Source organism: Methanosalsum natronophilum (assembly GCF_024808815.1).
In the GTDB taxonomy this organism is placed as follows: Archaea; Halobacteriota; Methanosarcinia; order Methanosarcinales; family Methanosarcinaceae; genus Methanosalsum; species Methanosalsum natronophilum.
Genome location: NZ_JANUCS010000013.1, coordinates 40,470 through 67,159, shown reverse-complemented (window position 1 = coordinate 67,159; position 26,690 = coordinate 40,470). Strand labels below are relative to the sequence as shown.

At 34.2% G+C, this 26,690-nt stretch carries 18 protein-coding genes; 7 read left to right on the top strand and 11 right to left on the bottom strand.

The window, feature by feature from the left end:
- Positions 1–168: 168 nt before the first annotated feature.
- From J2T59_RS07705 to J2T59_RS07695, 3 genes are all read right to left on the bottom strand, one after another.
- Positions 169–2,889, bottom strand: a complete 2,721-nt coding sequence (locus tag J2T59_RS07705) for a GLUG motif-containing protein (protein WP_259135356.1) — start codon at positions 2,887–2,889, stop codon at positions 169–171.
- A gap of 103 nt (positions 2,890–2,992) precedes the next feature.
- Complete coding sequence (locus J2T59_RS07700) at positions 2,993–5,164, bottom strand: PAS domain S-box protein (RefSeq protein ID WP_259135355.1); 2,172 nt, start codon at positions 5,162–5,164, stop codon at positions 2,993–2,995.
- Positions 5,165–5,723: 559 nt separating this feature from the next.
- Positions 5,724–6,470 carry an SIMPL domain-containing protein gene (locus tag J2T59_RS07695; protein WP_259135354.1) on the bottom strand — a complete coding sequence of 249 codons (747 nt, stop codon included), beginning with the start codon at positions 6,468–6,470 and terminating at the stop codon, positions 5,724–5,726.
- Positions 6,471–6,788: 318 nt separating this feature from the next.
- Here J2T59_RS07695 and J2T59_RS07690 point away from each other — a divergent pair, with 318 nt between their 5' ends.
- Positions 6,789–7,529, top strand: coding sequence for a type IV pilin domain-containing protein (locus tag J2T59_RS07690; RefSeq protein ID WP_259135353.1), 741 nt, complete (start codon positions 6,789–6,791; stop codon positions 7,527–7,529).
- A 218-nt stretch (positions 7,530–7,747) separates the two neighbouring features.
- Positions 7,748–8,569, top strand: coding sequence for a LamG-like jellyroll fold domain-containing protein (locus J2T59_RS07685; protein WP_259135352.1), 822 nt, complete (start codon positions 7,748–7,750; stop codon positions 8,567–8,569).
- 112 nt (positions 8,570–8,681) lie between these two features.
- On the opposite strand, the gene minD is transcribed toward J2T59_RS07685, so the two are convergent.
- From minD to J2T59_RS07665, 4 genes are all read right to left on the bottom strand, one after another.
- A complete protein-coding gene (gene minD, locus J2T59_RS07680; RefSeq protein WP_259135351.1) occupies positions 8,682–9,521 on the bottom strand; it encodes a cell division ATPase MinD in 840 nt (279 codons plus the stop codon).
- Between the two features lie 836 nt (positions 9,522–10,357).
- On the bottom strand, positions 10,358–10,546 hold the full coding sequence (locus J2T59_RS07675) for a hypothetical protein (RefSeq protein ID WP_259135350.1): 189 nt from the start codon (positions 10,544–10,546) through the stop codon (positions 10,358–10,360).
- Positions 10,547–10,833: 287 nt separating this feature from the next.
- Positions 10,834–11,085: a hypothetical protein gene (locus J2T59_RS07670; protein ID WP_259135349.1), complete on the bottom strand. Its 252-nt coding sequence runs from the start codon at positions 11,083–11,085 to the stop codon at positions 10,834–10,836.
- Complete coding sequence (locus J2T59_RS07665; RefSeq protein ID WP_259135348.1) at positions 11,048–11,464, bottom strand: DUF4013 domain-containing protein; 417 nt, start codon at positions 11,462–11,464, stop codon at positions 11,048–11,050. The genes J2T59_RS07670 and J2T59_RS07665 overlap by 38 nt, the downstream gene beginning before the upstream one ends.
- Positions 11,465–12,367: 903 nt before the next feature.
- Here J2T59_RS07665 and J2T59_RS07660 point away from each other — a divergent pair.
- Genes J2T59_RS07660 through J2T59_RS07650 form a run of 3 tightly spaced genes read left to right on the top strand, consistent with a single transcriptional unit; the run spans position 12,368 to position 15,146 of the window.
- Entirely contained in the window at positions 12,368–13,105 is a 738-nt protein-coding gene (locus J2T59_RS07660; RefSeq protein WP_259135347.1) for a hypothetical protein, read from the top strand.
- A gap of 24 nt (positions 13,106–13,129) precedes the next feature.
- Positions 13,130–14,401, top strand: coding sequence for a radical SAM/SPASM domain-containing protein (locus J2T59_RS07655; RefSeq protein ID WP_259135357.1), 1,272 nt, complete (start codon positions 13,130–13,132; stop codon positions 14,399–14,401).
- A complete protein-coding gene (locus J2T59_RS07650) occupies positions 14,379–15,146 on the top strand; it encodes an alpha/beta fold hydrolase (RefSeq protein WP_259135346.1) in 768 nt (255 codons plus the stop codon). Before J2T59_RS07655 ends, J2T59_RS07650 begins: the two co-directional genes overlap by 23 nt.
- Positions 15,147–15,161: 15 nt before the next feature.
- Here the strand turns inward: J2T59_RS07650 and J2T59_RS07645 are convergent, their stop codons facing one another.
- On the bottom strand, positions 15,162–15,851 hold the full coding sequence (locus J2T59_RS07645; protein ID WP_259135345.1) for a LiaF transmembrane domain-containing protein: 690 nt from the start codon (positions 15,849–15,851) through the stop codon (positions 15,162–15,164).
- Between the two features lie 78 nt (positions 15,852–15,929).
- Here J2T59_RS07645 and J2T59_RS07640 point away from each other — a divergent pair, with 78 nt between their 5' ends.
- Positions 15,930–16,082, top strand: coding sequence for a DUF4177 domain-containing protein (locus J2T59_RS07640; RefSeq protein WP_259135344.1), 153 nt, complete (start codon positions 15,930–15,932; stop codon positions 16,080–16,082).
- A gap of 879 nt (positions 16,083–16,961) precedes the next feature.
- Here J2T59_RS07640 and J2T59_RS07635 read toward each other — a convergent pair.
- Positions 16,962–19,640 (bottom strand): NHL repeat-containing protein, encoded by a 2,679-nt coding sequence (locus J2T59_RS07635; RefSeq protein WP_259135343.1) that lies wholly within the window; start codon positions 19,638–19,640, stop codon positions 16,962–16,964.
- Between the two features lie 926 nt (positions 19,641–20,566).
- On the opposite strand from J2T59_RS07635, the gene J2T59_RS07630 reads away from it, so the two are divergent.
- Positions 20,567–21,943, top strand: a complete 1,377-nt coding sequence (locus tag J2T59_RS07630) for a dihydrolipoyl dehydrogenase family protein (RefSeq protein ID WP_259135342.1) — start codon at positions 20,567–20,569, stop codon at positions 21,941–21,943.
- A gap of 193 nt (positions 21,944–22,136) precedes the next feature.
- Here the strand turns inward: J2T59_RS07630 and J2T59_RS07625 are convergent, their stop codons facing one another.
- Positions 22,137–22,625: an AraC family transcriptional regulator gene (locus J2T59_RS07625; protein WP_374761085.1), complete on the bottom strand. Its 489-nt coding sequence runs from the start codon at positions 22,623–22,625 to the stop codon at positions 22,137–22,139.
- 93 nt (positions 22,626–22,718) lie between these two features.
- Entirely contained in the window at positions 22,719–26,222 is a 3,504-nt protein-coding gene (locus J2T59_RS07620) for a beta strand repeat-containing protein (protein WP_259135340.1), read from the bottom strand.
- Between the last annotated feature and the right edge of the window lie 468 nt (positions 26,223–26,690).

Here is a 26,690-nt window from a genome sequence, read left to right as displayed (position 1 = left end):
CGGTACTGATCCCGACCTTCATAACCAAGATATCCAGTTCTGGTACGATGAACCTGGGAAATCAGTGGCACATGTAGATTCTTTAGCGACTTATTGATGCCTAAGACTTAGGAGAAATTATGACTAATAAAGACGAAAGAAAACAATATAATCATCAATTGAACATGCTCAAAAAACTTCTATTGTTCTTTTTTCGACAGTAACATTACCTTTAGTTATTTCAATTGAAGGTTGATTAGAGTCAATGTAATCAATGTAGTCATACTTATCTGCAAAATCTTTAAAGAATTCCATCCATGAGGGTGTGGGGTAAAAATATATTTTTGTATTATTAGCAGTTGCATTAAATACCTCTTCTGTAACTTCGTTATTTTTAGTTATTCTTAAAATCTCTTTAAAATTACCTGCAGATGAATAATCTCCATCTATCTGTATAAGTTTGAGTTTTGTTTCGTTTGTAGTATTATTAGAATTGATTATAGATTGTGACCATAATACTGAACCATCATCTTGTTCCAGTAAGAGTGTACCTTGAGCATAAATGTACTTTTGCCTTACAAGACTGTTATAGTGTGATTTCAAGCTTATATAACCACTACTGAACTCATCAAAATCTTTTGGATCGGGGTCATCAGATAGTGAAGGGTCGGTTGGGTCTATGGGGTCTTCTGGGCCACTTGGATCTGGATCAAAGCTAGATTCTAAAACCTGGAGAAAAGGATACCCTTCATTAATATCTGGATCAATTGACCAAATATCATTAAAGTCCCATCCAGCAATTGTGTCTTGTAATTCAGTTGTGTTTTTTGGATCACCACCATCAGAAGTCTCTAACTCTGAAGTTACAGTATCCCAGTATGAATTGGTTATATCTACATTATTCTGTCCACCAAAACCACCTACATTAGTTGTACCCTCAACAACACCAGTTGAATAAGATTTATTAATTAACCCCCCATTATTTAACCCAACAAAACCGCCTATTTGATTGCTACCTGAAACATTACCTCTAGCAAAAGAATTTTCAATATCACCACCTGTAGTTCTTCCCACAAAACCACCTACTTCATCACCATTATTTTCGTGCCCAACATTTCCCGTGGCATAAGATGTTTTTATTATGCTATCACTTTCCGTTTTCCCTACAAAACCGCCTACTTGGTTACCAGTACCGTTAACATCTCCAGTAGAATAAGATGCGGAGATCTCAGCTTGATTTGTTCCAACAAACCCACCTACCTCATCATTACCTGCAACATTTGCTGTAGATGATGAATTGTCAATAAAACTATTGTGACCATTAAAACCAACTAATCCACCTACTTGGTTACCATTGCTAGTAACACTACCAGTTACGGATGAATTTTGTATAATACCACCCTGATTATAGCCAACCAATCCGCCTACACGATTAGAACTACTGTTAACATTTACATTCTCCAAATTGAGATTTCTTACTTCACCACGTAATATTCCTATGAAACCCACACCAGGGGAATAATCAAAATCAACATTTAAGTTTTTTATAGTGTAGCCTTGACCATCAAGTATTCCATCAAAAACAAATATTGGTCCATCCATAAATTGACCTTCAGCATCAATGTCACTTGTTAACCGGTATTCGCCGGTAGATTCATCCCAACTGCTATTTGCAAGTTCATTATTTAACTCAGTAAAATTACTTATGTAAAATGGATTAGAAGGTTCAAAAACTCGAAGTTTGGGGTAATCATTTCCTTCATCAATAGTCCATATATTATCAAAGTCCCAGTCTTCGAATGTAGCTTGTTCTTGCATTTCAGTAGTGGTTTTGCCTTCACCACCATCAGATGTTCCTTGAGTTGAGCTTACAGTATCCCAATATGAATTTTCAACTGTACCTTCATTATTTCCAACAAGCCCACCAACATCGCCGCCACCAGCACTAACACTGCCAATAGAATAGCAATTTTGAATTACACCTTCGTCGTTAAGCCCCACTAATCCTCCTGTTCTAGAGGCTCCACCGCCACCAATACCAATGACATTTACTTCTGAGTAAGAATTAAATATTTCACCTTTGTTTTTTCCAACCAAACCTCCAACACGTCCTTGAGCTTGAATAGTAGCATTTACATTTCCAGTTGTAAAAGAATTTTCGATTACTCCTTCATTCAAACCAACAAGAGCACCTACTTGTCTATTACCATCTCCAGTACCGCCCACTACTATATTAACGTTAGTTAGAGAAATATTAGTTATTGAACTATCTGATCCAGTTGTATGAAATAATCCAGCACGACCACCTGTATTAATCGTTAACCCATCAATATTATATCCTTGACCATCAAAAGATCCATCAAAAGGATCATTATTATCTCGTATCGGATCAAAATTTCCAAACTCTGACGCATCTATATCATTGATAACTATATAATGTGCAGTAACGTTTTCCCTAACATTATCTAACTCAGTCATATTACTTATTTGAAATGGACTTGCTTCAGTACCATCAGGTGGGTCTGGATCTGGTCCATTACCATTACCATTACCATTACCATTACCATTACCATTATCAAATGCACCTTCATCAGGGTTAATACCTATCCAGTACCCAGTATCACTAACCTTTAATTCACCAAAGGACCTGGTACCCGATAACAAAAATATTCTATCCGTGCCAACTGTCATAGGTAACACTGAAGGAAATTCGTCAGCATCTTCGATCCTGTTCTGTAAATTAGCAAAATCGGTAAGGACTTGATTACTATGGTCCATCTCATTCTGTTTCTCATAAACAGGTACCCAGGTAGTCAAAAAAACTGACATGAAAGTAACCAATACAGCTAATACCAGGATACTGCCAATTATAACACTGACAGCACTTTCATCATTGAAGAATCTACGCATTAATTAGTTTTACTATCAATTCAATGTAATATAAAAATATTGTTTGTAACTAACTAAAAATAGATATTAGTGATACTTAACTAAAATATATTTTATCAAAATATCAATCATTCTTTGGAATCAATAGTGTATAACATGTCCCACCAACATTATCAAGTTTTAGATCACCTTGCAATTGCTTTGCAAGTAAATTGATTATTTTAAAACCGAGTGAGTTTAGTTTCATATAATCAAGACCTTCAGGAATACCAATACCATCATCTTTGACTACGAAATTATAATGATCACCTGATTGATTGAATTCTATTATTATTTTACCTGCATCTTGATCAACGAACGCATGCTTGTAAGAGTTTGTAACACATTCATTGATTATCATACCAAGAGGAATTACAATATCCATATCAAGATATGTTTTTTGAATATCTATTTCTGTTGTCACCTTCATTTTTTGAGCGGAGTAAATACTTGTAATACTATCAGTTAATGTTTTGATATAATCCGCGATCTCTATACATCCTATAACATCTGTCCTGTAAAGTTTTTCGTGAGCAATTGTCATTGAACGAATCCTACTCTGACTATCTTCCAATGCATTCGCCAATATGGGTTGATCCTTGAATACTCTACTCTGCATATTCAATAAACTATTAATGACCTGTAAATTATTCTTCACACGATGATGTATTTCATGGATAATGATCTGGTTACGTTCAGCCTCTTCCAACTTTTTCTTTTCTGTGATGTCCTGAACTAAGGCTAGAATATAATGATCATCTAAAATTTCAATTTTATTGCCACGAACTTCAACTGGATAGATATGCCCATCTTTAGTTTTGTGTTGTGTTTTGATAGAGAATCGATGATTAGCTGGCCACGATTCCCACTGTCTTATAATTTCATGTTGATTGTTTTTATCTACATGAAGATCAAAGACAGTCATGTTAAGTAATTCTTCTCTAGAATAACCTGAACTTTCAATTGCTGAATTATTAATTTCAAAAATATTTCCACTCAAGTCATGTAAGTAGAGCATATCGGACAATTGAGTCACTAAAGACCTATACTTCTCTTTTTTTATCTTTGTTAAATATTTTAATTTTTTAGCATTCTGTTGTGCTTTTTGGTTTGAAGTTTCACTAGGTGTAAGTATCCCAAACTCTCTTTCAAACTCTTCATCAACAATACTGTTTCGAGTTGATTTACTAGAGAATTCATATATATCCTCATTTTCAGTGATATCTTCTGCAGTACAGACCACATATTCAACATTACCTTTATCATCAAGTATAGGTGATTTTGTGATCGATAATAATCTCATTTCCCCAGATGAGTTTGGAACCCATTCATGTGTCTTAACAACCACTTTTTTAGAAAAAACTTCTCGATTACTAATAAAACAAGTTTCCATCATTTCAAGATCTAAAAAACTATACATATCTTTAAATTCAATATCTTTTACCTTAAAACCAAGAAAATCTGCATGTGATTGATTAACTGATCCGTATGTATGTTCATCGCTCAAACACCATACCTGTATAGGTATATTATTAAGCAATATCCTATTATTCTCTGCATGCTTTTTTCCAGTTATATCAGAAATTTTGACTATATAATTATTCTTACCAGTAACAAAATTTAGATACTGAACTTCAGCTGAAAACCATTTATTTTCATTTTCAATTATTAAGGGATACTCTAAAACCTGTTTTTCACCAGATCTTTTAGTATTCTGTAATGTTCTTATTACTTTCGATGAAACTTCTGGTGGATACAGTTCAGTTACATTTTTCCCAATAAGTTCATCTTTCGGAAAAAACAAGAGATCTTCTTTAGATGTTATTACCTTTCGAAGTGTGTAATCTTCATCAAATTGTAGTATTATATCATTTACAGCTTTCAAGAGAAGTTCATTTTCTTCTTTTTCTTTTATACCATTAAACAAAGCAATGAAATGATCCTTTGAGGGTGAATAGACAATACCCTTGTACCATTTATTTAGTGGTATTGAATAAAAATCAAATTCTTCATCTATCTGATTCTTTACAGCAGTACCAAACAATTCAATCCAATCTGTTCCTTTACCTCTAATCCCTGGTATAACTTCAGTTACTCTTTTATCAATAATTTCTTCAGCATTTAGACCCATCATTTCTTCAAACTTGGGATTCACATCAAGAAACTCATAGTCTATAGGCTTACCCTCTCCATCATATATCAATCGACAATATGAATAAGGTTCATTTAATCGACTAGAGATAGAGTGTGGGATCATGATCAATGCACGCCATTAAAAAAAATTAATACTACCACAGAAAAAACTGCTTTGTTACATTATAAAGATATCTAAATGTTTTCATCCATATTAAATCAAATTAAGTTACTATATATCACTAAAAGTTGTTTTGTGATGTACATTAATGAACAAGTCAACTACCATCCTGCTCTAATTAGTGAAAATAGTGAGATAAGTAGATTCTTTGATGCCGTTTATTAACAGGATATAGTTTAAATTGATACATAACTGGATAAAATCCTTTCATCAAAAGTAACTTATAGAATAAAGATATCCGATTGGTCGGATAGGTATTGTTTGATATATTATTTCATACACTCCAGACACTACTCTATCCACCCCATTATGGGGAACGATTTTTCACAACAATGAAAAAATTGAAATTTAATGCAAATACACTCTATATAAAAAATAAAAAAAATGGTTGCAGACCAGTTCAGTGAATCATTTTACAATTCATATTAACTGATCTACAACCCCTTTAGTCCCTGTTTAGATATTGATCAAACCAAAACAATTGAGACCAAATTCAAAGATTTCATTCGATCAAGTACGTTACCTGAACTGACATTGAAATTGAAGATTCACCTGGTTCAATTGGTGTTGGTCTTTCAGCCATTTCTGCATCCATTGCTACTTCTTCATAGAATAATCTTGGTTCACGGGTATCAGCAATATATGATGATTTTACACCAACTATATCAACACCTAAGCTTGAAGCTAACATTTCAGCTTTTGAGGTTGCATCAGATACCGCTTCACTAATAAGCTCGTCACGAAGTTCTTTTTGTTTTTCATCGGATACACTAAAAGAAATACCTCCGATCTGATTTGCTCCTGCTGCTACAGACCTATCGATCATATCTCCAAGACTATCGAGTTTTGAGGTAGTTATCCTTACATTATTGGAAGCCGAATAGCCTTCTATTGTTGGTGTTCTTCCATCATAGTTGTATACAGGACTCACTGAAACACTTGATGTTTGGATCTCGCTGTCCTCTAAACCAATATCTTTAAGTTCTTCAATAACTGCATTCATAATATCTGCATTCTCTTCAGTAGCTTCATCGGCATTTGGAGCCTGGACAACAACTCCAATATTCAACGTTGCTTTGTCAGGTACAGCCATTATTTCCGCATTACCGCTCATTTGTATTGTATGTTCTGCATCATTTCCCTTTGTATCCTGGGAACTTACAAACAATGTTGCTGCCAATAGAACTAAAACGATCGATAATGCGATTATTACATAATATAATCTATCTTTATTATTTTCTTGTGACAATATTTAACCCTCCTTATTCAATTTAGAATACCACGTGTAAGTATTAATTTATTGTCTAAGCTTCAAATCAGGTTGCAGTTATTGAAAAGGTTTACTTGAAAGTATTAATTTAAGCTCTTACAAGTAACGGATAGATATATAATTCAGCGCTTTTGAGAAACAAAACAAAAAGAATTTATACTGAAAGACCAAAGGGTAAAGATATTCTTAAAGAGTTGGGTTAATTAAGAAACTGGTCAAAGGAAAGGAAACAACTGAGTATTTATTTTAGCTCAGGAACAATTTAATTGAATTTGATTTGATAGGTATATGAGAACGATGCTCAAAAGATTTTTAGTTTCTGAAAAAGGAGTTACTCCAGTTGTTGGTATTATTCTATTAGTTTTAATAACAGTAGTTCTTGGAGCAATTATTGCTGTATCAGCTTTTAATGTTACCGAACAACTAAAAGAACCTCATAAGCAAATGATATTTGGAACACCTGAAATAGTTCTTGGTGCTGAGTATAGAGATTGGTGGCCTGATTCTGGTAGTAATGCAACTCATGGAGATATTGATATAATATATTTAGATTATATACATGGACCCGTAGTAAGCGGGGATGAGGTGGGGTCTGTCACAATTAGATGGTCAAATTCTAGTGGGGAAGTAGGAGAATTAAGTTTTGTGAACCCGGCATATTTTGGTGCAGGTACTCAACAATCATATCATAATGAAGTTGTAGGGAATTTTTCTACGGGCTCTTTTTACTCTGGAGATCGAATGTTAATTCGAATGACTCACAACGAGTATCAATATGATGGAAAGACTGATAGAGATAAAGTTGGGTTCCGATATGTTGAGTCGAACTCAAACAGAATAGATATTGGGAATAATGGCCGACCTTTTTTTGTAACTGAAAATAGATATCCAATTGAGTTTAGCGGTGATCGTCCAATTAGGAGTGGAGATCGTGTAGATATTATTTTCCTTAATACTGACCACGTTTTTATTATTGCAGAAGTAACAGGGATTGCAAGACAAAATACTGGTAATGCCAACAAATTTCCTTACCTATAAAACCTAGGCTAGTTAAAGTGAACCTATTATATAGGTAATTTTTAGAGTTATATCCCATGGTATTTAAGAGAAAGTATTACCCGGTTTGTAAAATGTGTTATTTCAAATCAAATTAGTATTACCAAAAGGTATAACTTAATCTAAATCTATTTTCTGTATATGGTTTTGTATAAAGACCAAACTTAGTGATTCAAATGCAAAATAACCGTGGGATATAAATGGTTCCCAGTAAACCTTTTATTAAGGACTGTTATGGAGTCAGTCCAGTTGTAGGTATCATTATACTATTTGGAATTGTTGTTATAATGGCAGCTATAGTAGCAAGTCAAGTGTTACCGATTATAACACCTGATGAACATTATGAGAGGTTTGAAGATATTCTTGCAGGTGAAGTGGAACAAGATAAAATATTTCCAAGCGGTCTAGTATCTCGTTGGTCATTCAATGGTGATTTTAAAGATTCTGTAGGAAGCAATCATGGATCTCCTTTAGATTATGATAAAGTAAGTTTTGTCTCTGCTGGCCGGTTTGGTCAAGCTGCTGAATTTGAAGGTACTGCTGATAGTAGAGTGATAGTCCCATCTTCTGATTCTTTGAACATAACTGAGGAGATAACAGTTTTAGCTTATGTTAGGTGGAATGATAAGTCTGATTTAAGATTCTCAGGTATTATCGACAAAAGCGATTGTGACCAACCAAATTATCGGTTACATCATAACGATCATAATCAAAACTTTCAGTTTGCTGTCCGCACAAGCAGCAGGAGATTCACTAATAGCCAAACATCACCAACAGTAGGTAAATGGTACCAAGTTGCTGGTGTTTATGACGGTCAAAATGTTATAATATATGTAAATGGAGAAAAAGGTGGTAGTAGTGGCTTAACCGGTCAGCTCCAAACATATAATGAACCATTATATATAGGTGGCTATCCATTTAGTATAAATCGTCATTTTAAAGGAGAGATTGCCGAAGTGCAGATATATAACCGTGCATTATCATCAGCTGAAATAAGGTTCATTGACTCCCAGTTCAAATAAAGTTTTATTTTACACTAATTGATCTTTTGTATATTTAGTTGAAAGTATGAAAAAAACATTAATTATCTCGTTCAGCCTATAATAAAAAAAGAATAATTGCATTCAATAACGTTCAGTTCTTGACCTTATCTTTTCGTAATGAAAAAAATGAGAATATCCTCTTCAATAAACCTACCTTATATGGTTTTAGTTCATGTTCAATATCATATTCATAACCTGCAAGTTTTGATGCAATTGATTTGAAATAGATCGATGCTTTGGCACCTGGTTCAAGCAAGACCGAAGGTTCTCTGTGAATAGATGACTTTTTTATGATCAGGTCTTCAGGAACTTCCCCATAGATTTCAGTTTCCAGTATGTCTGTAATATCTTCTTGTAACATCTCATACTCATTTTCTTGTTGCTCTGAACCTGGTTCTGGCTGATACATCTTGGTTCGATTCAATATTATACCTTTAATGTTTTTTTCTTTCATTTCAACATATATCTTTATCTTTAACGAATCAACAACTGAAGATATTTCTGGATTAACTACTAAAAAAGTATTATCTGCAGATTCCAAGACAACTGCGGTCTCCTTAGAAATTCCAGGTGCAGTATCAATTAAAATGAAATCAAAACTATCTTTTAAGGATTCAATGAGTTCTACTACCTTAACTACATCTACTTCACTGATATTCTCTAGACTTAAACTACCGGGTATGAACTTTAAGCCACCTGGTCCTTCATAGATTATTTCGTCAATAGCAGCATGACCTGCCATATAATCATGATACGTCTTATCGACCTTATCTTCACCTAACAATAACCCAATATTTGGCATTGCAATGTCCGCATCAACGACTACTGTCCTATTTCCTAGCCCTGCAAGACTTACCCCCAGATTTATTGAAACTGTAGTCTTACCAGTACCGCCTTTACCTGATGCAATTGCATATACTTCTCCAGACATGAAAAACTCCGATAGGCTAAATAACTGGTTCTTCGATTTTATACTAGTTAAATAACTCTATGCTAAAAGTATATTTATACATTTATAATCTATTCTGCTCAAATTAACTAACAGGTTGATATCAAGCCAATTTCTTCTAAGATTTGATAGATGAAAAAAATTGGAATTAACATTGAGTTATTTGATCAAACTTATATTTAAAAAGAACCTAATAGAACCTATATATTTTATTATTGATCGTTTTTAGGCATCAGTTATGATTTAGCTGGAATCTTTTAGTTTTTTTATCCCTTCATAAGCCAAATAAATTATCAAGTATATAATTATAACATTTATCAAAAAGGGAAATATATCGATACTAACTCTCATCAGTAGGATCTCATTAGCTTCTATTGGGTTTGGCCAATCATATGTCGTAACAAAAGAGAAAGGATATCCAAAATTAAACCTGAAGCCATCACTTGATGAGTATGGTAATAAGAATACACTAGATAGTGTAAGTAACAACGAAGTGCTCAATATGTTTCGATTTATGTTCATTAACCTATTCCTTTCCCAACTAGATGAAATGTTTTAATCCCTTTAATGTTTCTTGCTGAGAGATTTATACTGTAATAGTTCTAATGCTATATATCCTCTATTACTATGTGCAACTAGTGTTACATTATAAAAACTAGATTAAGTTATATATCAAGATCAATGACACTTTTGAAATAGCTATATAACCCAGGTTTTAATATTTCTTCACAATACCCAGGCTAATGATACATAACTTATTCGAAATTATAATTCGAGCAATTTATCTTAAAAATTAATAGAATATAATTTTACATTAATCATCTATCATCTGAGTCTGATATATCAACAACATTTGGTTCTGAATAGTCCATTTCATTTTTGGATTGGAAACCTTTTTTAGATGATTTCAATTTAATATTTCCTAACTTAAAGTTAAAGAATACTTTCAAAATTACAAAAATTACTATTGTTAAAACAACAAGATAAATTAACGCACCCATATCCATACTTCACACATCCTTTTTTTCTTGAAAACTATGTTCTGGAAATAATGTTTTCTGTTTTTATTATTTCAGAATGAATAGTATATTAGTTCCTTACTACATTTAAACTTATTTAGTCGAGTTTTGTTGTGTAGCCATATTAAACAAAAAAAAGTAAACATTTCTTTATGCCACTGTCTGAATTACAGGTATACTACTTAAAAAAAAAAGGTCAATTAGCATTGAAAAGATAAAAAAAAGTAATGTGGAGTAACTCAAGATTTTGCCAAGAGAATTAAAATCCTCAGCGATTAGATTGCTCCAATGATCTTAGAATAAACAATGAACTCGTATAGCAAAGTTGCAGGTATTAATATTATACCAATTACAGTTATTGCAAGTGCGAACTGTAAAACACCAAACAGTAGTGGTATGAGTATAACGACCAAAATAAATGCTTTCAGATATCTGAAATTAAAAGCAGTCTTTAGTATTTCTTTTATCCTAAATGCGTCCATGACATCTTTATTCTGGCCAAGATGGTGTAGTATTGCAAGATCCAAGATGGTGTAGTATTGCAAGATATATGTAGATCAGTCCAAAGTAGGCTGGAACTGACAAAACCAAGAAAAATACTGTACCCAACGTTTCATTTATTGCTCCTGCCATTACTGTAATCAGCATTATCGTTCCTAACACTATCATATATACTAAAAAAACAGCTACCGGTTTCAATCCATCTATAAATAACTGTAGATAATTCTCAAATCTTGGTGGTATTTCTCCTTTTGAAGCGTTATGGATTGTTTGAACAAAATAGCCTATTAGGATGAAAGCAGGTATTATTAAGATTGAACCTATGACTAGAAGAGTTCCAATAATTAATGTTCTCAATAGATCTTCATCTAGTTTTAGAGGGTACTTTAAAGAGTTTATGAACATGGTTCACTATAAATCTCAGGCAGTTAAAGTGATTTTTGGTATTTTTTGTCATAACATATCATGCTTTTATACCCAAGATACAAAAATCATAAGATTGCTCTAAAAGCAACCTTAAGATTTATACAAGTTATGCAAAAAATCAGTTTACTTTTTTTGCTGTTTAGACTGCTGAACTTTGGATTGCTCCCCTTTTTTGGCAGCATTTCCTGGTTTTTTTGAGTCCAGTGGTTTGACCATACGCAATGTCACCTCCCAATTAGCCTCCCGAGTTCTGGAGTAACTATCATCACATATATGTTTTTTTAGGATATAAATATTTCATTCATCTTATTTTTAGATTTAAATGATATTATGTATATTAAATTATAATTTAATACTAATGTATGAATATTTATTTTTTTTATGTGACTCTACATAGCTAATAATCTTAAAAAGAGATATTATGATATATTATCAATTAAAATCATATTTTTAACTTTCTTTATCTTTTTTAGCTACTTTATAGCCTTAATTTATTCAGAATATTATTTCCTGAATTGAAAAAAATTGTTTCAACTAGAATTTCTAAAATGGTACAATTTTTCATGGAAATCCCCAGCATTCCCTTATTCCTAAAGTATCTGCCTTTTATTCTCTTTTTTTCCCCTGTCTTACTGGAATAAGAAGTTTGTCGAATTTGGTAGTATTTCTATTTTGAATTTTTATTGATTGTCCGAACAAAATAATGTATTGATATTAAACCATGTCTCATTAATATCAAACCTATAACAAAAAGTATTTTTATAACTCGTTTTTTCAATAGGTTTCATTTTCTTTGAAAATAAACTTATTATGTTATAATGCTCCTTAAATATAATTAAATCATAACATATAAAATATGATTAAAATGAAGGAGTAGTATCGATGTTTGGATTTACTGGAAAAATAATACAAATACTTTCTGCTGCAGCTGTATTGGTTGTAATTGGAGTGATTGTGGTCTTTGCAAGTTTTTCTATCATGGGCCCAAAAGATCTGGGAGTCACATATACTCATGAAGATTATCAGAATGCATTAGCAAAAACGGGTATTCAGATAGAATTTGAAGGTATGACAGGTGACGAATTAGAAGAATATAAAATGAATGCTGAACCAAAATCGTTCCATGACTATGATTTTGAATTCTCGGATTATCAGCACAAAGAGTTCACATTAAGCAACTCAGAAGCTACTGCACTACTCAATGAGATTGCACCGGGATTTTGGTGGTTCGATGATTTACAGGTAAAAGTTAATCCGGATGGAAGTATGGAGGGTTCAAGTAAAGCTGATATAAAGAGGTTGAAACATGATCTCTATTCAGATGTCGCTGATGACGTTCCGCTACCATTACCTGACAGATTGAATATTTATAGTAAAGGTCACACTACAATAGAGAATAATCAATTAAACTTTAATCCAGATTCTTTCTATCTTGGCTCGGCACCTCTTCCTGGAAGATATCTGGAAGATGATAGTGTGCGGACTATGGAACAGTATTTACCCCGTATCTATGAAGTGGTCCCGGGCCTTGAAATAAGAAGTCTTGATGCAAATGATGATGGTGAGTTTGTATTCGATGGTGTGATTCCACAAAAAGTTACCGTGAATAAAAAGGCTTGAGTGGAGGTATTGTAGTTGAAATACATGATGATAAATGGGAAAAAGGAAAAAGTTCCTCCATTCCCACATCATAAAGCCTATATTTACAGAAGTAAACAGTTTTTTTTTGCTAAAGGTATAACAACTCACTTGACAATGGGCGAGTTCATTCATTTAAAGGAAGTATACAGAGGTGTTAAGAACAAGTGTTCTATACCCCGGGTACTCCTAATAGATCCGACCAGTGATTGTAACCTAAAATGTAAAGGATGTTGGTCACAGGATTATGAGAGTGGTCATAATATATCCTATGAAAAATTGGATGATATATTAAGCCAAGCTGAAGAACTTGGGATAATGGACTGTTTAATGACCGGTGGCGAGCCTTTACTCCGCAAAGATGATATTTTGAAATTGTGTGAAAAACATAATAAAATGACATTTGGGTTATTCACAAATGGAACATTGATCGATGAATCCTTTGCAGCTGAAATGGCTCGATTGGGTAACTTGAACGTATTCTTGAGTATTGAAGGTACAAGAGAAGAAACCGATTTTAGAAGGGGTACAGGTGTTTATGATAAGGTGATTAAGGCCATGGATACCTTACATGAGAATGGAATAGCATTCGCATTTTCAGCATGTTATCATGCTGATAACTATAAAACAATTGCAAGTGATGAGTTCCTTGATCATATGAGAGAAAAAGGTGCATGGTTTGGATGGTTATTCCAGTATATACCAGTTGGAAGTAATGCTGATACTAGTCTTGTCTGTACGACTGAACAAAGAGCTTATGTACAGCAAAAAATCCTTGATTATACTAATAAAAACGAGTATGTTGTCATAGATTTTTGGAATAATGGCCATCTTTCATTTGGATGTATTGGGGCAGGTGTGGGGTTTGCTCACATAAATGCTAAAGGTGATGTTGAACCCTGTGCATTTTGTCATTATTCGGACTCGAACATATATGATGTTTCACTTGTTGATGCACTTAGATCAAAGTTCTTCACTGAGTTTAGGAATGCTCAACCATTCTCAACCAACCCGTTACGAGCATGTCCCCTAATAGATAATCCACAGTCACTTATAGATGTTGTCAATAGTTCGGGTGCAAAATCTACACATTTAGCTAACCCTGAAACGGCAGAAGAACTTGCAATGAAAAGTTTTGAGCTAGCGGAGGAATGGGAACCAGTTTCAGAAGAATTGTTCAAACAAATGCCTGAGTATGTGCAAAAGAACTTTCCTAGATATTTAAGATATTACTCTTTCAAGAAAGGAATTACGGATGGTAGAAGAAAGGGTATTTAGTGCTGAAGTATATGAAAATGATAAGCATGAAGATTGGTTAATACTTCTCCATGGATTTGGAGGTAATGCTAGGACATGGAATAAGCAAATTGACACTTTTTCATGGCATTATAATCTTCTTGTATTGGAAATGCATAAGGATACTACATTAGAAATACTCAACCTTGACACGATCTGTGAACTTATACATAACACTATGTTATATCACAATGTTGAAAAAGCTCACTTCATTGGTTTTTCTTTTAGTTCATTGATATCGTTAAGATTTGCAGTATTATATCCAAATAATGTTAGCTCACTTATTATGGGTGGCGGTGTTGTTAGATTGAGTCTCAAAACAAGATTTCTTATATCCGTAGGTATAAGGCTGAAACATAAAGTGAATTATATGTTTCTTTACAGATTCTTTGCATATGTTATAATGCCAAAAAAAAATCATCGCAGGTCAAGAACTTTTTTTGTAAATGAAGCAAGAAAATTAGGTCATAAAGAGTTTTGTAAATGGTTAAATATTATTCCGCAAACCGCGAATAGTCTTGAATGGTTAAATAGCTTAAATAAGGATATTAGTATACTGTTTATTTCAGGGAGTCAAGATTATTTATTCTTGAATGATACATTAAAACATAGTAAGAACATATCCAACTCATATGTTGAAATTATCAAAGGGTGTGGTCATGTATGTTCTATAGAACAATCTGAAAAATTCAATGGTATTGTTATAAATCACTTATCTCGGATCTGATATATCATTAAAATCTTATCTTTGGTTTATAGTAAGATCTCCTAAAACTAGAATTCCCGTAATTATAAGATCAGGTTTATCATGAGCACTTTCACCTAATTCTGAATTGTTTGATCTTTTATCATAGATATCTCCAAGTATATTAATAACATCAATTTCAACATTCCAATATCTAGGAATTATAAGATCTGCATCTCCAAGTAAAACAGTGACATTGATCTTAGCAGGTGACGGATCGACTTCAGCATCCCTTAAATCCAGTTCAGAATCACCTAAAAATACAGTAATGTCTCCTTCTTTAAATTCTTTAGAATTATTTACTAAATTAACATCATCAAATATTGCAGTAATATCAATTTTTGGACGACTTCTTTTAGATTCACATGATCGGCGTTTTCTGTGAAGTAATATATCAATACCTATAACAATAAGAATAATTGGCCACCATACAAAAATATCGCTCCAAGTAATGATATCTAGAACTATTAACTGGATGAATGTAGCTATCAGAATTAGTATAGCGGGCCCGGTAATACTGGAAAACCTGCTCTTAAAAAGGGCATATAAGCCCACTAATATAAAAAATGAAGGAATATATTGTAAAAGTAAACCGGTGTCATAGACCTCTAAATTTCTTAACAAAAATAAAATACCAAAAAGTAAAATAATAATACCTAGCAGAGTTTGAGATGAGATCCTTTTCATATAAATCCATGTTATTAATTAGTCCTATATAATTTGTTCTGTAGAAATAGACAAATATTATTTACTATAAGTTGTTAAATGAAATTAATGAACAAATATGAATATAAATGTGTTCTGATACTAGGTATGGGGGACAGAACTACTAGAGTACTTAATGAATATGGTGCACAGGGTTGGGAACTGGTGGATGTAGTATTGTTCTGGCACTATTTTAAGCGAATAACAGATTAAGTTAGCTATTAAACAAGTATTACATTTTTCTTAATTCTGCCCTGACCTAAAACTTTACATGAACTAGATTTTAAGATATTGAACAGTTTCTCTTAACTTCACACCTGACCTTGGCACCAACTAGTGTACATAGAAATTGTGATATCAGACGGATGATATCTCAATAATCAACGTTAATTTTATGGAGATGTGTTGATAGTACTTAAAAATAAAAATACAAACAAAAGGTTTATATCTTATTAATATTATTGAAAGAATAAGTAGAATGATAAGCTGAATTTAACTTGTTCCAGCTTATCGCTGATAAACCCCCGTTCCCCAAAACGCTCACTTTTTACATTCTTTATCGGCTTTTCAGTAATGGACATATAAGTATAAATAAATTGTGCAATTAGTTAACTGTGTTACTTACTAGAATTTTTTGATATTAATTTACAGTTGCAGCTGCTACCTTATCAGTTAAGACAGAGTAGAAGTTAAACTCTACTTATTAGTTGTTATTAATTCTAAGCTAAATGATCTCATTCAAAATAGGAGTGGCAGTCTAGGAGAGCGGGGGTTAATAATAGCTGCCACTCACATATATCATCATTTTCAATACTAGATATGGATTTATTGTTATATCGTATTGCAGGAAACAGTTTTTCGGTATAATATACCTTCATTGTTTTTCTTATTAATATTTAGAGATTCTACGTTTCAATTTTCTATATTATAGAGTGTACTGAAAATAGTTTAAAAATGATGTATGTACTCTTAGTCTAGTAGTTCACCCCATAGCCAGACATTTAATGAATAAGGGACAGAGATATTTCATCCATGTCCCTTATTTTTCAATTTTTTTCCACATTCTGTTCCTAAAAATTTAACTACTGAACATTATGGAGTGGAAGTGACCACGCCATGTGCAGCTACATAAAATCCATCTTCGCTTAAACCTGATACTGTCACACCATCAGAGTACGGGAATTGACCGGGTGCTGCTGTGAAAAATGTATTTCTACCACGCTGAACCACTGGAAGTTTTGTTTCACCAACCCATAAATGGGATTCTTCAAGAACATAACCCGGATTAAGATGGTAATTGACCGTTGCGTTGAAAGTAGTATCCGATTCCTCATTTACATCAACAATTAAAGTTCCCACATACACACCATTATTGAGGTCGTTCTGTCCTGCACCGGCCCAGAGTTCGAATACGTATATGCCAGATTCATTGATGAAGTTGGTCCATCCCCATGCGTTGGATGGGTTGCCATCTACGTTATTGTTGTGATAAATCACTCCAGCTACTTCAGCTCCAGAATTACTGGTATCTAGAATGGCCCAGAAAGTTTTAGTTCCAATCAGAATACCAGCGTTCCTTATAGTTAACTCTGATATCTGACCGGCCTCCACTTCAACCACACCGACATCATTGGACACCATTCCATTGACAATATAAGTTGCAGACCATTTATCTGTGTCTACAAGTTCAGATATTGTATAAATGCCAGGTATCAAGTCGCATATCTCATATGACCACCCTTCATCGGCTTTAAGGACTATCTCCTTGCTGCCATCCTCAAAGGAAGGACCTTCGATCAGGATAGTAATGTTGTCTGGTAGTTCAATACCCGGGAGAATCCATTCCTTGGTTATATTCAAGCAGCCTAGTACGTTTACCTTCAGAATTGCGTCTGCAGACTGATTCGTTTCAACTATGGTGGCAGTGTTCTCGTAGGTATATGATCCGTCCTTTCGATTGTCATTTTCTTCTCTATCTGTATAATTAACCCATGCAAAGTAATTGTCGTAGGTGAACACTTCGCTCTCAGGAGCATTAACTGTTCCAATATCTACCTTACCAAACAAGTCACTTGTATCCGTGATATTGACTTCATTATAAAGCTCATTATCTGGCTCTTCTCCCCAGATGATCGGTGCGCTTGCATTGTATGTAAAGTCCCTCTCAGTTGTAACACTTATATTATTGAACCCTACTAAATAGTCATCTACTCCAACACAGTAAGTTCCTGTAAGATTTTCGCCAACCTCAAGTATGTAAGGGAACACTACAATGCCACCTGTTTCATTTACCCAGTTCACATTAATCTCACTACCTGCAAGTTTATCCATTACACTGGTAATATTAGCAGGGAGTGTGCCGGTGTTGTTGATTGTTATCTCACCACAAACCGTGAAGTCACTGTCATTGAAGCCTTCGTAGCTGACATTCACAAACCAGGTAGCAGTTTCATCGCCACTACCATCGGTAAAAAGCCAGATCTTTGCAATGTCATCTTCTACAATGTGGTTATTCTCTGTCTTAACTGATTTACTAATGTCCCAGAAATGAGTACGGTTATAGGATGTTTCAGCGGTCTTGGTGACCGTTAGTTTTTCTTGGAGAACAGTCTGTGTGAAGTCACCGTATGCGTATGGACGAGGTCCTACCTGGACTGCAGCTATCTGTTCTTGGGTCACGGGATTAAACCCTTCGATGTAGCCCTGGTCTAAACTATCACTGCGGCATATGACCCACATAACACCGTTAGGATCCTTTCCGATACCAACTGGGACAGTACCATCCAAAAGATTATATGTTGGTCCAACAGTTCCATCACTTATATTGTAAGAGTAAACAACTGTGCCCCCAAATATCTGAGATTGAAAAGTAGTACTAGAAATCCATATTTTACCAAAGTCATCAAATGCTATACCACGGTTCTGGGGACCCCCTACAACAACTGAACTCCATTCTTTTGTATCCTTATCACGAATATGGAGCGAATTACTATATGCTGTAGCATACACTGTTCCATCATCAGCTATTAGGATTGAGTATGGGTTAAAGGTTGTTTCTCGGGAAAAGTTACTTTCACTTTCATTAAACGTCCATATACCAAAATCACCTGAAACTGATGGGGTTGAACTACGGCTGGATATGAAAAGATTCCCGTTCGGAGCAAATTTAATTTCATAGAATCTTATGGTTGAATCCTCTGGGCTAAAGATCCAAACATTTTCCAAATTTCCATTCTCGGTATATTCATATTTATGTAATTCACCACTGCCATAAAAACCAACCCAAATGTATCCATCAGAATCGACCGCTATTGCTCTAGGCATATCGTTTATTTCGCTAACATTAAAGACTTGAACAGCATCATCAGTATCAAAGTCCAAGACAGGATCCGGATATGCATGGGTGTTAGCTAGACCTTCAGTATCACCTTGAATACGAATCACTTGTCCCTGGAGTCCTTCTGAAGGACCATACTCGAAAGCATCAGTCCCGGTATTCAGTACCCAAGCATTGCCCTCAGCATCCATGGCTATACGGTTGGTTCGCCAAGATCTGACATCTACCCCATCACGAGGTGCTGTATAGTAACGTGCCACTTCTTCAAAATTCAACAGGTCCACTTTAGATACACTTGCATCCCAGGAATTTGGGACAAAACCGAAATTGTTTTCAAGAATATCCCCTTCCTGTGCTCCTGCAGAAGATACCATTGCAAAGAGAATGGCTAAGCTTAGCAAGAACACTAATATCATACTAATTTTTAATTTCATTTTATTATACCTCCACTCAAATCAACTAAACACAATCCAGGTCCAAATATCCGTTTTGAATTCAAAGATATGAGATCAAAGGAAATTTGGATTAACAAATTCTGTGTATATCATCTATTTTTATTATTAGAACTCCAATTTAATTCAGATACTCTTCCACTATTTAATAGCTCAATAAAGCCTAATATAAAAAAATAACAAATAAAACAAAGAATATCAACTAAATATATGCATTTTTTAGTTTATATAATTATTTAAAGATTATAAATACGGTAAATTAATTCTAACTTCAAATTCTAATTTTAATATTTTATTTAATTTATTTAAAGGCTTAAATAACTAAATTAAGTTTAAAAACCCTAATAATTTCTACAATAATACTTAAAAATATTTATTAGTCCCGTTTTCTTCTACCCTCAATATTAACTTAAAAAGCTAAAAACGAATATTATTATGAACAAAACCTTTCTTTTTATTGAAATCCTGACATAAAAGAAAAATAGTACTTCAGAAACATCAATTTTAAAAGAAAGGTGTATCTACACACACATAATTTAGAAAAAAATGAGTGCAATAGAGCTATTATTGATTAAAAGCTGAATAGATAACTGTTTCCAAATTAGTTATCAATGTTAATTGTTTGGTGTAGTTGATTTGATTAAGATCTTTACCACTATTCCCTGATTATCGTGTAATTCTTAGAAGGTTTGGATGATCCCAATTAGCTCAACACTTTTTGATAATAAATGAGTTAAGTTTTTAGCTGAATATACTTGACAGTTGGGATAGATTTATTGACATATTCCCCTTATTAAACTTATGCAAAATAAGAACAACTTATTTCTTATGAATAACAATTTTATTTACTTCTAAATTGGAAACTCTTTTTTCCATAAAATTGGCTCAAATGAAAAATGGTGGTTTAAATGGTAGAGGAATATGATGTTGTTGTAATTGGTACAGGAGTTGCGGGCAGTGCGATTGCATCCAAATGCAGTGAAAATGGGATGAGTGTCGCAATAATTGATTCTAGAGGTTATGGGGGTGAATGTCCTCAACGTGGTTGTGTTCCAAAAAAAGTGCTGGTAAGCGGTGCAAAAATGATTGACTGGCCTGTAAGAATGGCTGGAAAAGGAAGTCCTGTAAATGGTAAATTTACTATTAAGTGGAATGAATTAATTGAGTTTAAAAGAACTTTCACAGAGCCTGTTCCCGAAAATATCGAAAAATGGCTCAGTTCTTTAGGCATTGATACTTATAAAGGACATGCAAGGTTTCTGGATGCTTATACTCTAGATGTAGATCGTGCACGTTTTTTAGAACCGTACGCTCTAGATGTGGATAGAGCCAAGGTCAAAGGGAAATACATTGTAGTAGCTACAGGTGCAAAGCCAGTAAAACTGGGGATTGAAGGTGAAGAACATATGGTCACCAGTGAACAGTTCTTGGAACTCGATAAGTTACCAGATGAAATTGTTTTTGTAGGTGGTGGATTCATATCGTTTGAATTTGCTCATGTAGCAGCTAGAGCTGGTGCAAAAGTAACTATTCTTCAAAGGACCAATCGGGTGCTTAAAGGTTTTGATCCTGGAATGGTTGATATTTTGGTAAAAGCAACCAAAGGCGCAGGAATTGATGTAATTACTGAAAAAGAACCCGTATCAATAGAAAGATCTGATAAATCTTATCTAGTAACATCTAAAGATGGAGATACGTTCAAATGTGGGCTTGTAGTAAATGGTGCAGGAAGAATGCCTGCAACAGATAATCTGGGTACTGATTTGGCAGGTATTTCAACTGAGAAAGGTAGAATTATCGTGAATGAGTATATGCAAAGTATCTCATGTGACCATATATATGCGGCTGGTGATGTTACCGGTGATTTCAAGCAACTTACCCCAACAGCAACCCATCAAGCGCCCATTGTAGCAACTAATATCATTCAAGGAAATGTTGAAGTTGTTGATTATACAGGAATACCAAGTGCAGTTTTTACAATTCCTACATTAGCTTCTGTTGGAATTGATGAGACGCATGTGGATAAGAACAAGCATAAAGTTGTTTTCAATGATAAAAGTACGTGGCACTCTACAAGATATACAAATCATACATACAGTGCCTCCAAAATAATCATTGATGAGAGTACCGGACTTATTGCAGGTGCACATCTTTTGGGACCAGGAGCAGAAGAAGTGATAAATCTATTTGCAATGGCTATACGTCTAAAAATACCTGCAGAAAAACTAAAAACATTCCCCTACTTGTATCCTACAGTATCCACAGATATCAGATCAATGTTATAACCTCAATATTAAAATAGAAATGAATTAACAAGTCACTGTAACATTTACAAGTACTAAAGTTCACCTAGGATACTAGCATAACGAGGATTTGTGATATTAATAGTGTGGCTTTTGTAGTTCCTTTATATTAGCTAAATGTTTTGTAGACTGTGGAATAACTTTATATCTATTAGATTCAGAGATAGATCATATTTCATTTTACAGGCATGCATATCTCAACAATATGATGTCTTTCTGGATGTTCATCAGGAGAATTTAAGTATATCTCGTAACTTGCCCGAGTCATATCAATTTCAAGATTGTTTCGTGTTAACCATTCAACTACCTTCTCCCATGCATGACTATATTCTTCTGGTCCTTTTAGTTCTGTACGCATTACTACATATTTCCCCCCAGGAAGTTCTTTCTTTTTTATCTGTCCATCAACATTAATCTCATCGTCAATAGTCATGCACACGTCCAACTTAAGTTCTTCAACTGGTGTAATACCCGGATCGTCATAATAGACTGACATTAAAATCGTATTTGGGCCCATTAATTGTTTAGACCCTGCCCATCCACAAAGTTTACTAAACAAATCGCCAAATACCTTGACGTTTCCTAAATAATTACCTACAAATGAAACGCATGCTACTGTCATTCCATCTAATTCTTTTATTTCTGGTTCATTTACAATTTTCAAGATTTTCACCTATCATAATTTTAATATCAACTCTTTATTTAAGTAAATTTAAAAGATGAAATTGGGCAATATGATTAATTGCCCATCAACTACTCAATCTTTTTCTCTCTTCGTGTACAAAAGGGTAAAGAGCCCAACAAACAGGACAGTGATTATACCTGTAGCTGTTGGAACATCTGCACTTGTTCCACCCATGTAGCCAAAGTAATGAGCAGGATCATCATCCGTCACCATGATCTGCTCATTATACCAGCCGGTTACAGTAGCAATATTCCTTTGTGAACTTGCAATTGCATGGCCTGTCACTATACATACTTTTGATTCTCCGGGTTCCAGTTCATCAATCTCACAGATTAGGCCAAGTTTATCATCAAAAACTGTGATATTATTCAACTTGACATTTCCTGTGTTGGTTATATTAAATTTCCACTCAATTTTATTTCCTACATGGATTACCGGTCCAAATGGTTCATTCGCATCTTCTCCATTAATGTACTTTTTAATTTTAATGGATGTATTAAATCCAAAATAATGGCTGGAATACTCATCAGTTACAGTGATATTGTCATATTCAGCAGTGACAGTACCAATATTAGAATATTGACCAGAAACTGCAGTACCATTTGCAGAGAATTCTATACTTTCATTTACCCCAAGATTATCAATAGTACCTATTATAGACTCAATCTTATTGTCAGTCACAGTAACGTTGGTCAGATTGACATTACCAGTATTGGTAACATTGTAAGTCCAAGTCACGTTAGAACCTACTTCTATTTCTTCTCCAGGAGCTTGGGGAGAATCAATACCATTAGTGTATTTTTTGATACTGATATTAGGTGAAGCAAGACCAAAGTAATGGCTTAGATATTCATCACTAACCTCCATTGTGCCATAGAAAGCTGTTACATTACCTACATTTGAATACTGACCAATTTGAGCAGTGCCCTCTGCTGTACAAGTATGGGTTGCACCTACACCAAAAGTACCAACTATTTCGCATATGAAACCTTCTTGGTCATCAGTAATTGTAACGTTGGTAAGTGGAACATTACCGGTGTTATTAACTATATAAGTCCAAGTTACTACTGAACCGGCTAGTATCTCAGGTCCTGTTAGATCCTTGGCATCATAACCATTAGTGAGTTTCTTGATGTTAATATTTGGAGCTGTTACAGTAACACCAAAGTAATGGCTGGGATCCTCATCAGTTACAGTGATACCATTGTATTCACCAGTAACATTACCTAAATTGGCATATTGACCAGCAACGGCAATACCGGTAGCATTATAGGTCCAGCTTTCACCAGGAAGGAGAATGCCAGCACCATTACCATCGTCAACAAGAACAGGAGTTACATCTGTACGGTTATCAGTAACCTCAATGTTGCTTAAGTTAACATTACCAGTGTTAGTAACTATATATTCCCAAGTAACCGTTGAACCTACTGTTACCTCGGGACCAGTTGGAGTCATGGCATCTTCACCATTAGTGGATTTCTTGATACTAATGTTAGCAGCAACACCAAAGTAATGGCTGAGATCACTAGCAGTTACAGTGATATTGTTATATTCACCCGTAACAGTACCAAGGTTGACATATTCACCGGCAAGAGCTGTACCTTCTTCATCACTAACACTGGTAGAAGATCCAGAGGAAAGAGAACCAATAATGAACTCTTTACCAGTTACATTATCAGTAACTGTAACATTAATTAGATCAACATTACCGGTATTAGTAACTACATAAGTCCAATTTACAGCAGAACCTACAGGAATATCATAACCTGGTGGTTCTTTGGAATCATGACCATTAGTCAGTTTCGTGATACTAATGTTAGGTAAAGCAAGACCAAAGTAATGGCTGAGATCACTGTCAGTTACAGTGATATTATTATATTCACCAGTAACAGTACCAAGGTTGACATATTGACCAGCAACAGCTTTACCTTCATCACTAACACTGGTAGAAGATCCAGAGGAAAGAGCACCAATAATGAACTCTTTACCAGTTACATTATCAGTAACTGTAACATTAATTAGATCAACATTACCGGTATTAGTAACTACATAAGTCCAAGTCACGTTTGAACCTACTTCTATTTCTTCACCGGGAGCTTGGGGGGAATCTAAACCATTAGTCAGTTTCGTGATACTAATGTTAGCATCAAAACCAAAGTAATGGCTTGGGTCTTCATCAGTTACAGTGATATTATTATATTCACCAGTAACAGTACCAAGGTTGACATATTGACCAGCAACAGCTTTACCTTCATCACTAACACTGGTAGAAGATCCAGAGGAAAGAGCACCAATAATGAACTCTTTACCAGTTACATTATCAGTAACTGTAACATTAATTAGATCAACATTACCGGTATTAGTAACTACATAAGTCCAATTTACAGCAGAACCTACAGGGATATCATAACCTGGCGGTTCCTTGGAATCATGACCATTCGTGAGTTTAACAATACTAAGATTGGCATCAAATCCAAAATAATGACTGGCATTTTCATCAGTTACATTGATACCATTATAAGTTGCAGTAGCAGTACCAAGGTTAGAATACTGACCGAGAATGGCAGTACCAGTATATGTAACAGTATACAATTCACCAGGTCCAAGAGTACCAATTACGTAATTCAAAGTGGTCATATTATCCGTAACTGTAATGTTGGTCAGATTAACATTACCAGTATTGGTAACATTGTAAGTCCAGGCAACAGTATCATTAACTGGAATGAATGGGCCAGTTGGTTCATTCGCATAATCCCCATTAGTGGCTTTCTTGATACTAATGTTAGCATCAACACCAAAGTAATGGCTTGGATCCTCGTCAGTAACGGTAATACCATTGTATTCACCAGTAACAGTACCTATATTGGCATATTCACCAGCAATGGAAGTATTGGTTGCAGAAACAGTTACAAGTTCACCGATAGGGAGATCACCAATTACACTGATATTACCTAATTGATCATCAGTAACTGTAACATTGGTCAAATCGACATTACCAGTATTGGTGACATTATAGGTCCAAGTAACATCTTCACCAACGGGTATGAAAGGACCAGGACCATTCATGGCATCTTCACCATTAGTGTATTTCTTGATACTAATGTCAGGCCTTGGTGATGAAATAAAATCTGTAACATATGCACCTTGTCCATTAGAAAATTGAATGTGTACAAGAAATGTATATCCATCAGGATTTGGAGAAATCGGTTCAATAAAAGTGTTTTTTAGTTCAAATATGATTGGTTCATTGATTCCGTAGCCCTTTGGTGGTGCTGGATTATAACGATAATTTCTTGAAAATGTTCCAAATAAGTTTGGACCGGGTGTTGAACTCCAATCAGTATAAGTTATATCTTGTCCATCAACTTTTTCAATATCATTATCTAAATTATAAGCAAAAAAACGAATTCTTTCAGGATCATATTCTGTATCGTCACTAATGTATTGAACTGATATTATCTTAGTCGTTCCATTGTAAATTACACCAATATCAATATTACCATCAAATGTATCCTCATTCGATCTAGTTAAATTTTCAACTGTTTCTGCGCCTACTGGTATCGTAATCACTAACATTAATAAAGATAAAACTAATAATAAGTAAATTCTATTCATGTCCCCAACCCCTTAAGTATATTTTTCAAAATTTAATTTAAAATCTATAATCTAATTTGGCTGCCAGTTTATAAAATACAATCCGAAATTAAAATCCGGTAACCAGATACTAACGTGTCTGTCTAATTCCTTGAGCAACCTAAAAATTAAATTATTCAATCTTATTAGATTTGATTCTAAAAAGCTGCAGCTGTAGATGATAAAAAAGACAATTGTGAGTTAATCCAAATCTAGTTAGTACATTCAAAAATGTGGATTATTGCTCGCCTGATTATAAAAATAGGTGCTTCACTATCTCTCTATTGTGAAGAGTTCATATCACTACCCCTAGTTCCTAACAAAAATATAACTATATTTACTCAAATACTTCTTTCATAAATGTCTTAATAGTTCCAAAAAAGGCAGTGATAGGTAAAAAAAAAGCATTGA

Bases quoted from the DNA above. Each gene is read 5' to 3' on its own strand.
- J2T59_RS07705 (WP_259135356.1), bottom strand. From the start codon at position 2,889: ATGCGTAGATTCTTCAATGATGAAAGTGCTGTCAGTGTTATAATTGGC.
- J2T59_RS07700 (WP_259135355.1), bottom strand. From the start codon at position 5,164: ATGATCCCACACTCTATCTCTAGTCGATTAAATGAACCTTATTCATAT.
- J2T59_RS07690 (WP_259135353.1), top strand. From the start codon at position 6,789: ATGCTCAAAAGATTTTTAGTTTCTGAAAAAGGAGTTACTCCAGTTGTT.
- J2T59_RS07685 (WP_259135352.1), top strand. From the start codon at position 7,748: ATGGTTCCCAGTAAACCTTTTATTAAGGACTGTTATGGAGTCAGTCCA.
- minD (WP_259135351.1), bottom strand. From the start codon at position 9,521: ATGTCTGGAGAAGTATATGCAATTGCATCAGGTAAAGGCGGTACTGGT.
- J2T59_RS07675 (WP_259135350.1), bottom strand. From the start codon at position 10,546: ATGGATATGGGTGCGTTAATTTATCTTGTTGTTTTAACAATAGTAATT.
- J2T59_RS07665 (WP_259135348.1), bottom strand. From the start codon at position 11,464: ATGTTCATAAACTCTTTAAAGTACCCTCTAAAACTAGATGAAGATCTA.
- J2T59_RS07660 (WP_259135347.1), top strand. From the start codon at position 12,368: ATGTTTGGATTTACTGGAAAAATAATACAAATACTTTCTGCTGCAGCT.
- J2T59_RS07655 (WP_259135357.1), top strand. From the start codon at position 13,130: ATGATGATAAATGGGAAAAAGGAAAAAGTTCCTCCATTCCCACATCAT.
- J2T59_RS07650 (WP_259135346.1), top strand. From the start codon at position 14,379: ATGGTAGAAGAAAGGGTATTTAGTGCTGAAGTATATGAAAATGATAAG.
- J2T59_RS07645 (WP_259135345.1), bottom strand. From the start codon at position 15,851: ATGAAAAGGATCTCATCTCAAACTCTGCTAGGTATTATTATTTTACTT.
- J2T59_RS07640 (WP_259135344.1), top strand. From the start codon at position 15,930: ATGAAATTAATGAACAAATATGAATATAAATGTGTTCTGATACTAGGT.
- J2T59_RS07635 (WP_259135343.1), bottom strand. From the start codon at position 19,640: ATGAAATTAAAAATTAGTATGATATTAGTGTTCTTGCTAAGCTTAGCC.
- J2T59_RS07630 (WP_259135342.1), top strand. From the start codon at position 20,567: ATGGTAGAGGAATATGATGTTGTTGTAATTGGTACAGGAGTTGCGGGC.
- J2T59_RS07620 (WP_259135340.1), bottom strand. From the start codon at position 26,222: ATGTTAGTGATTACGATACCAGTAGGCGCAGAAACAGTTGAAAATTTA.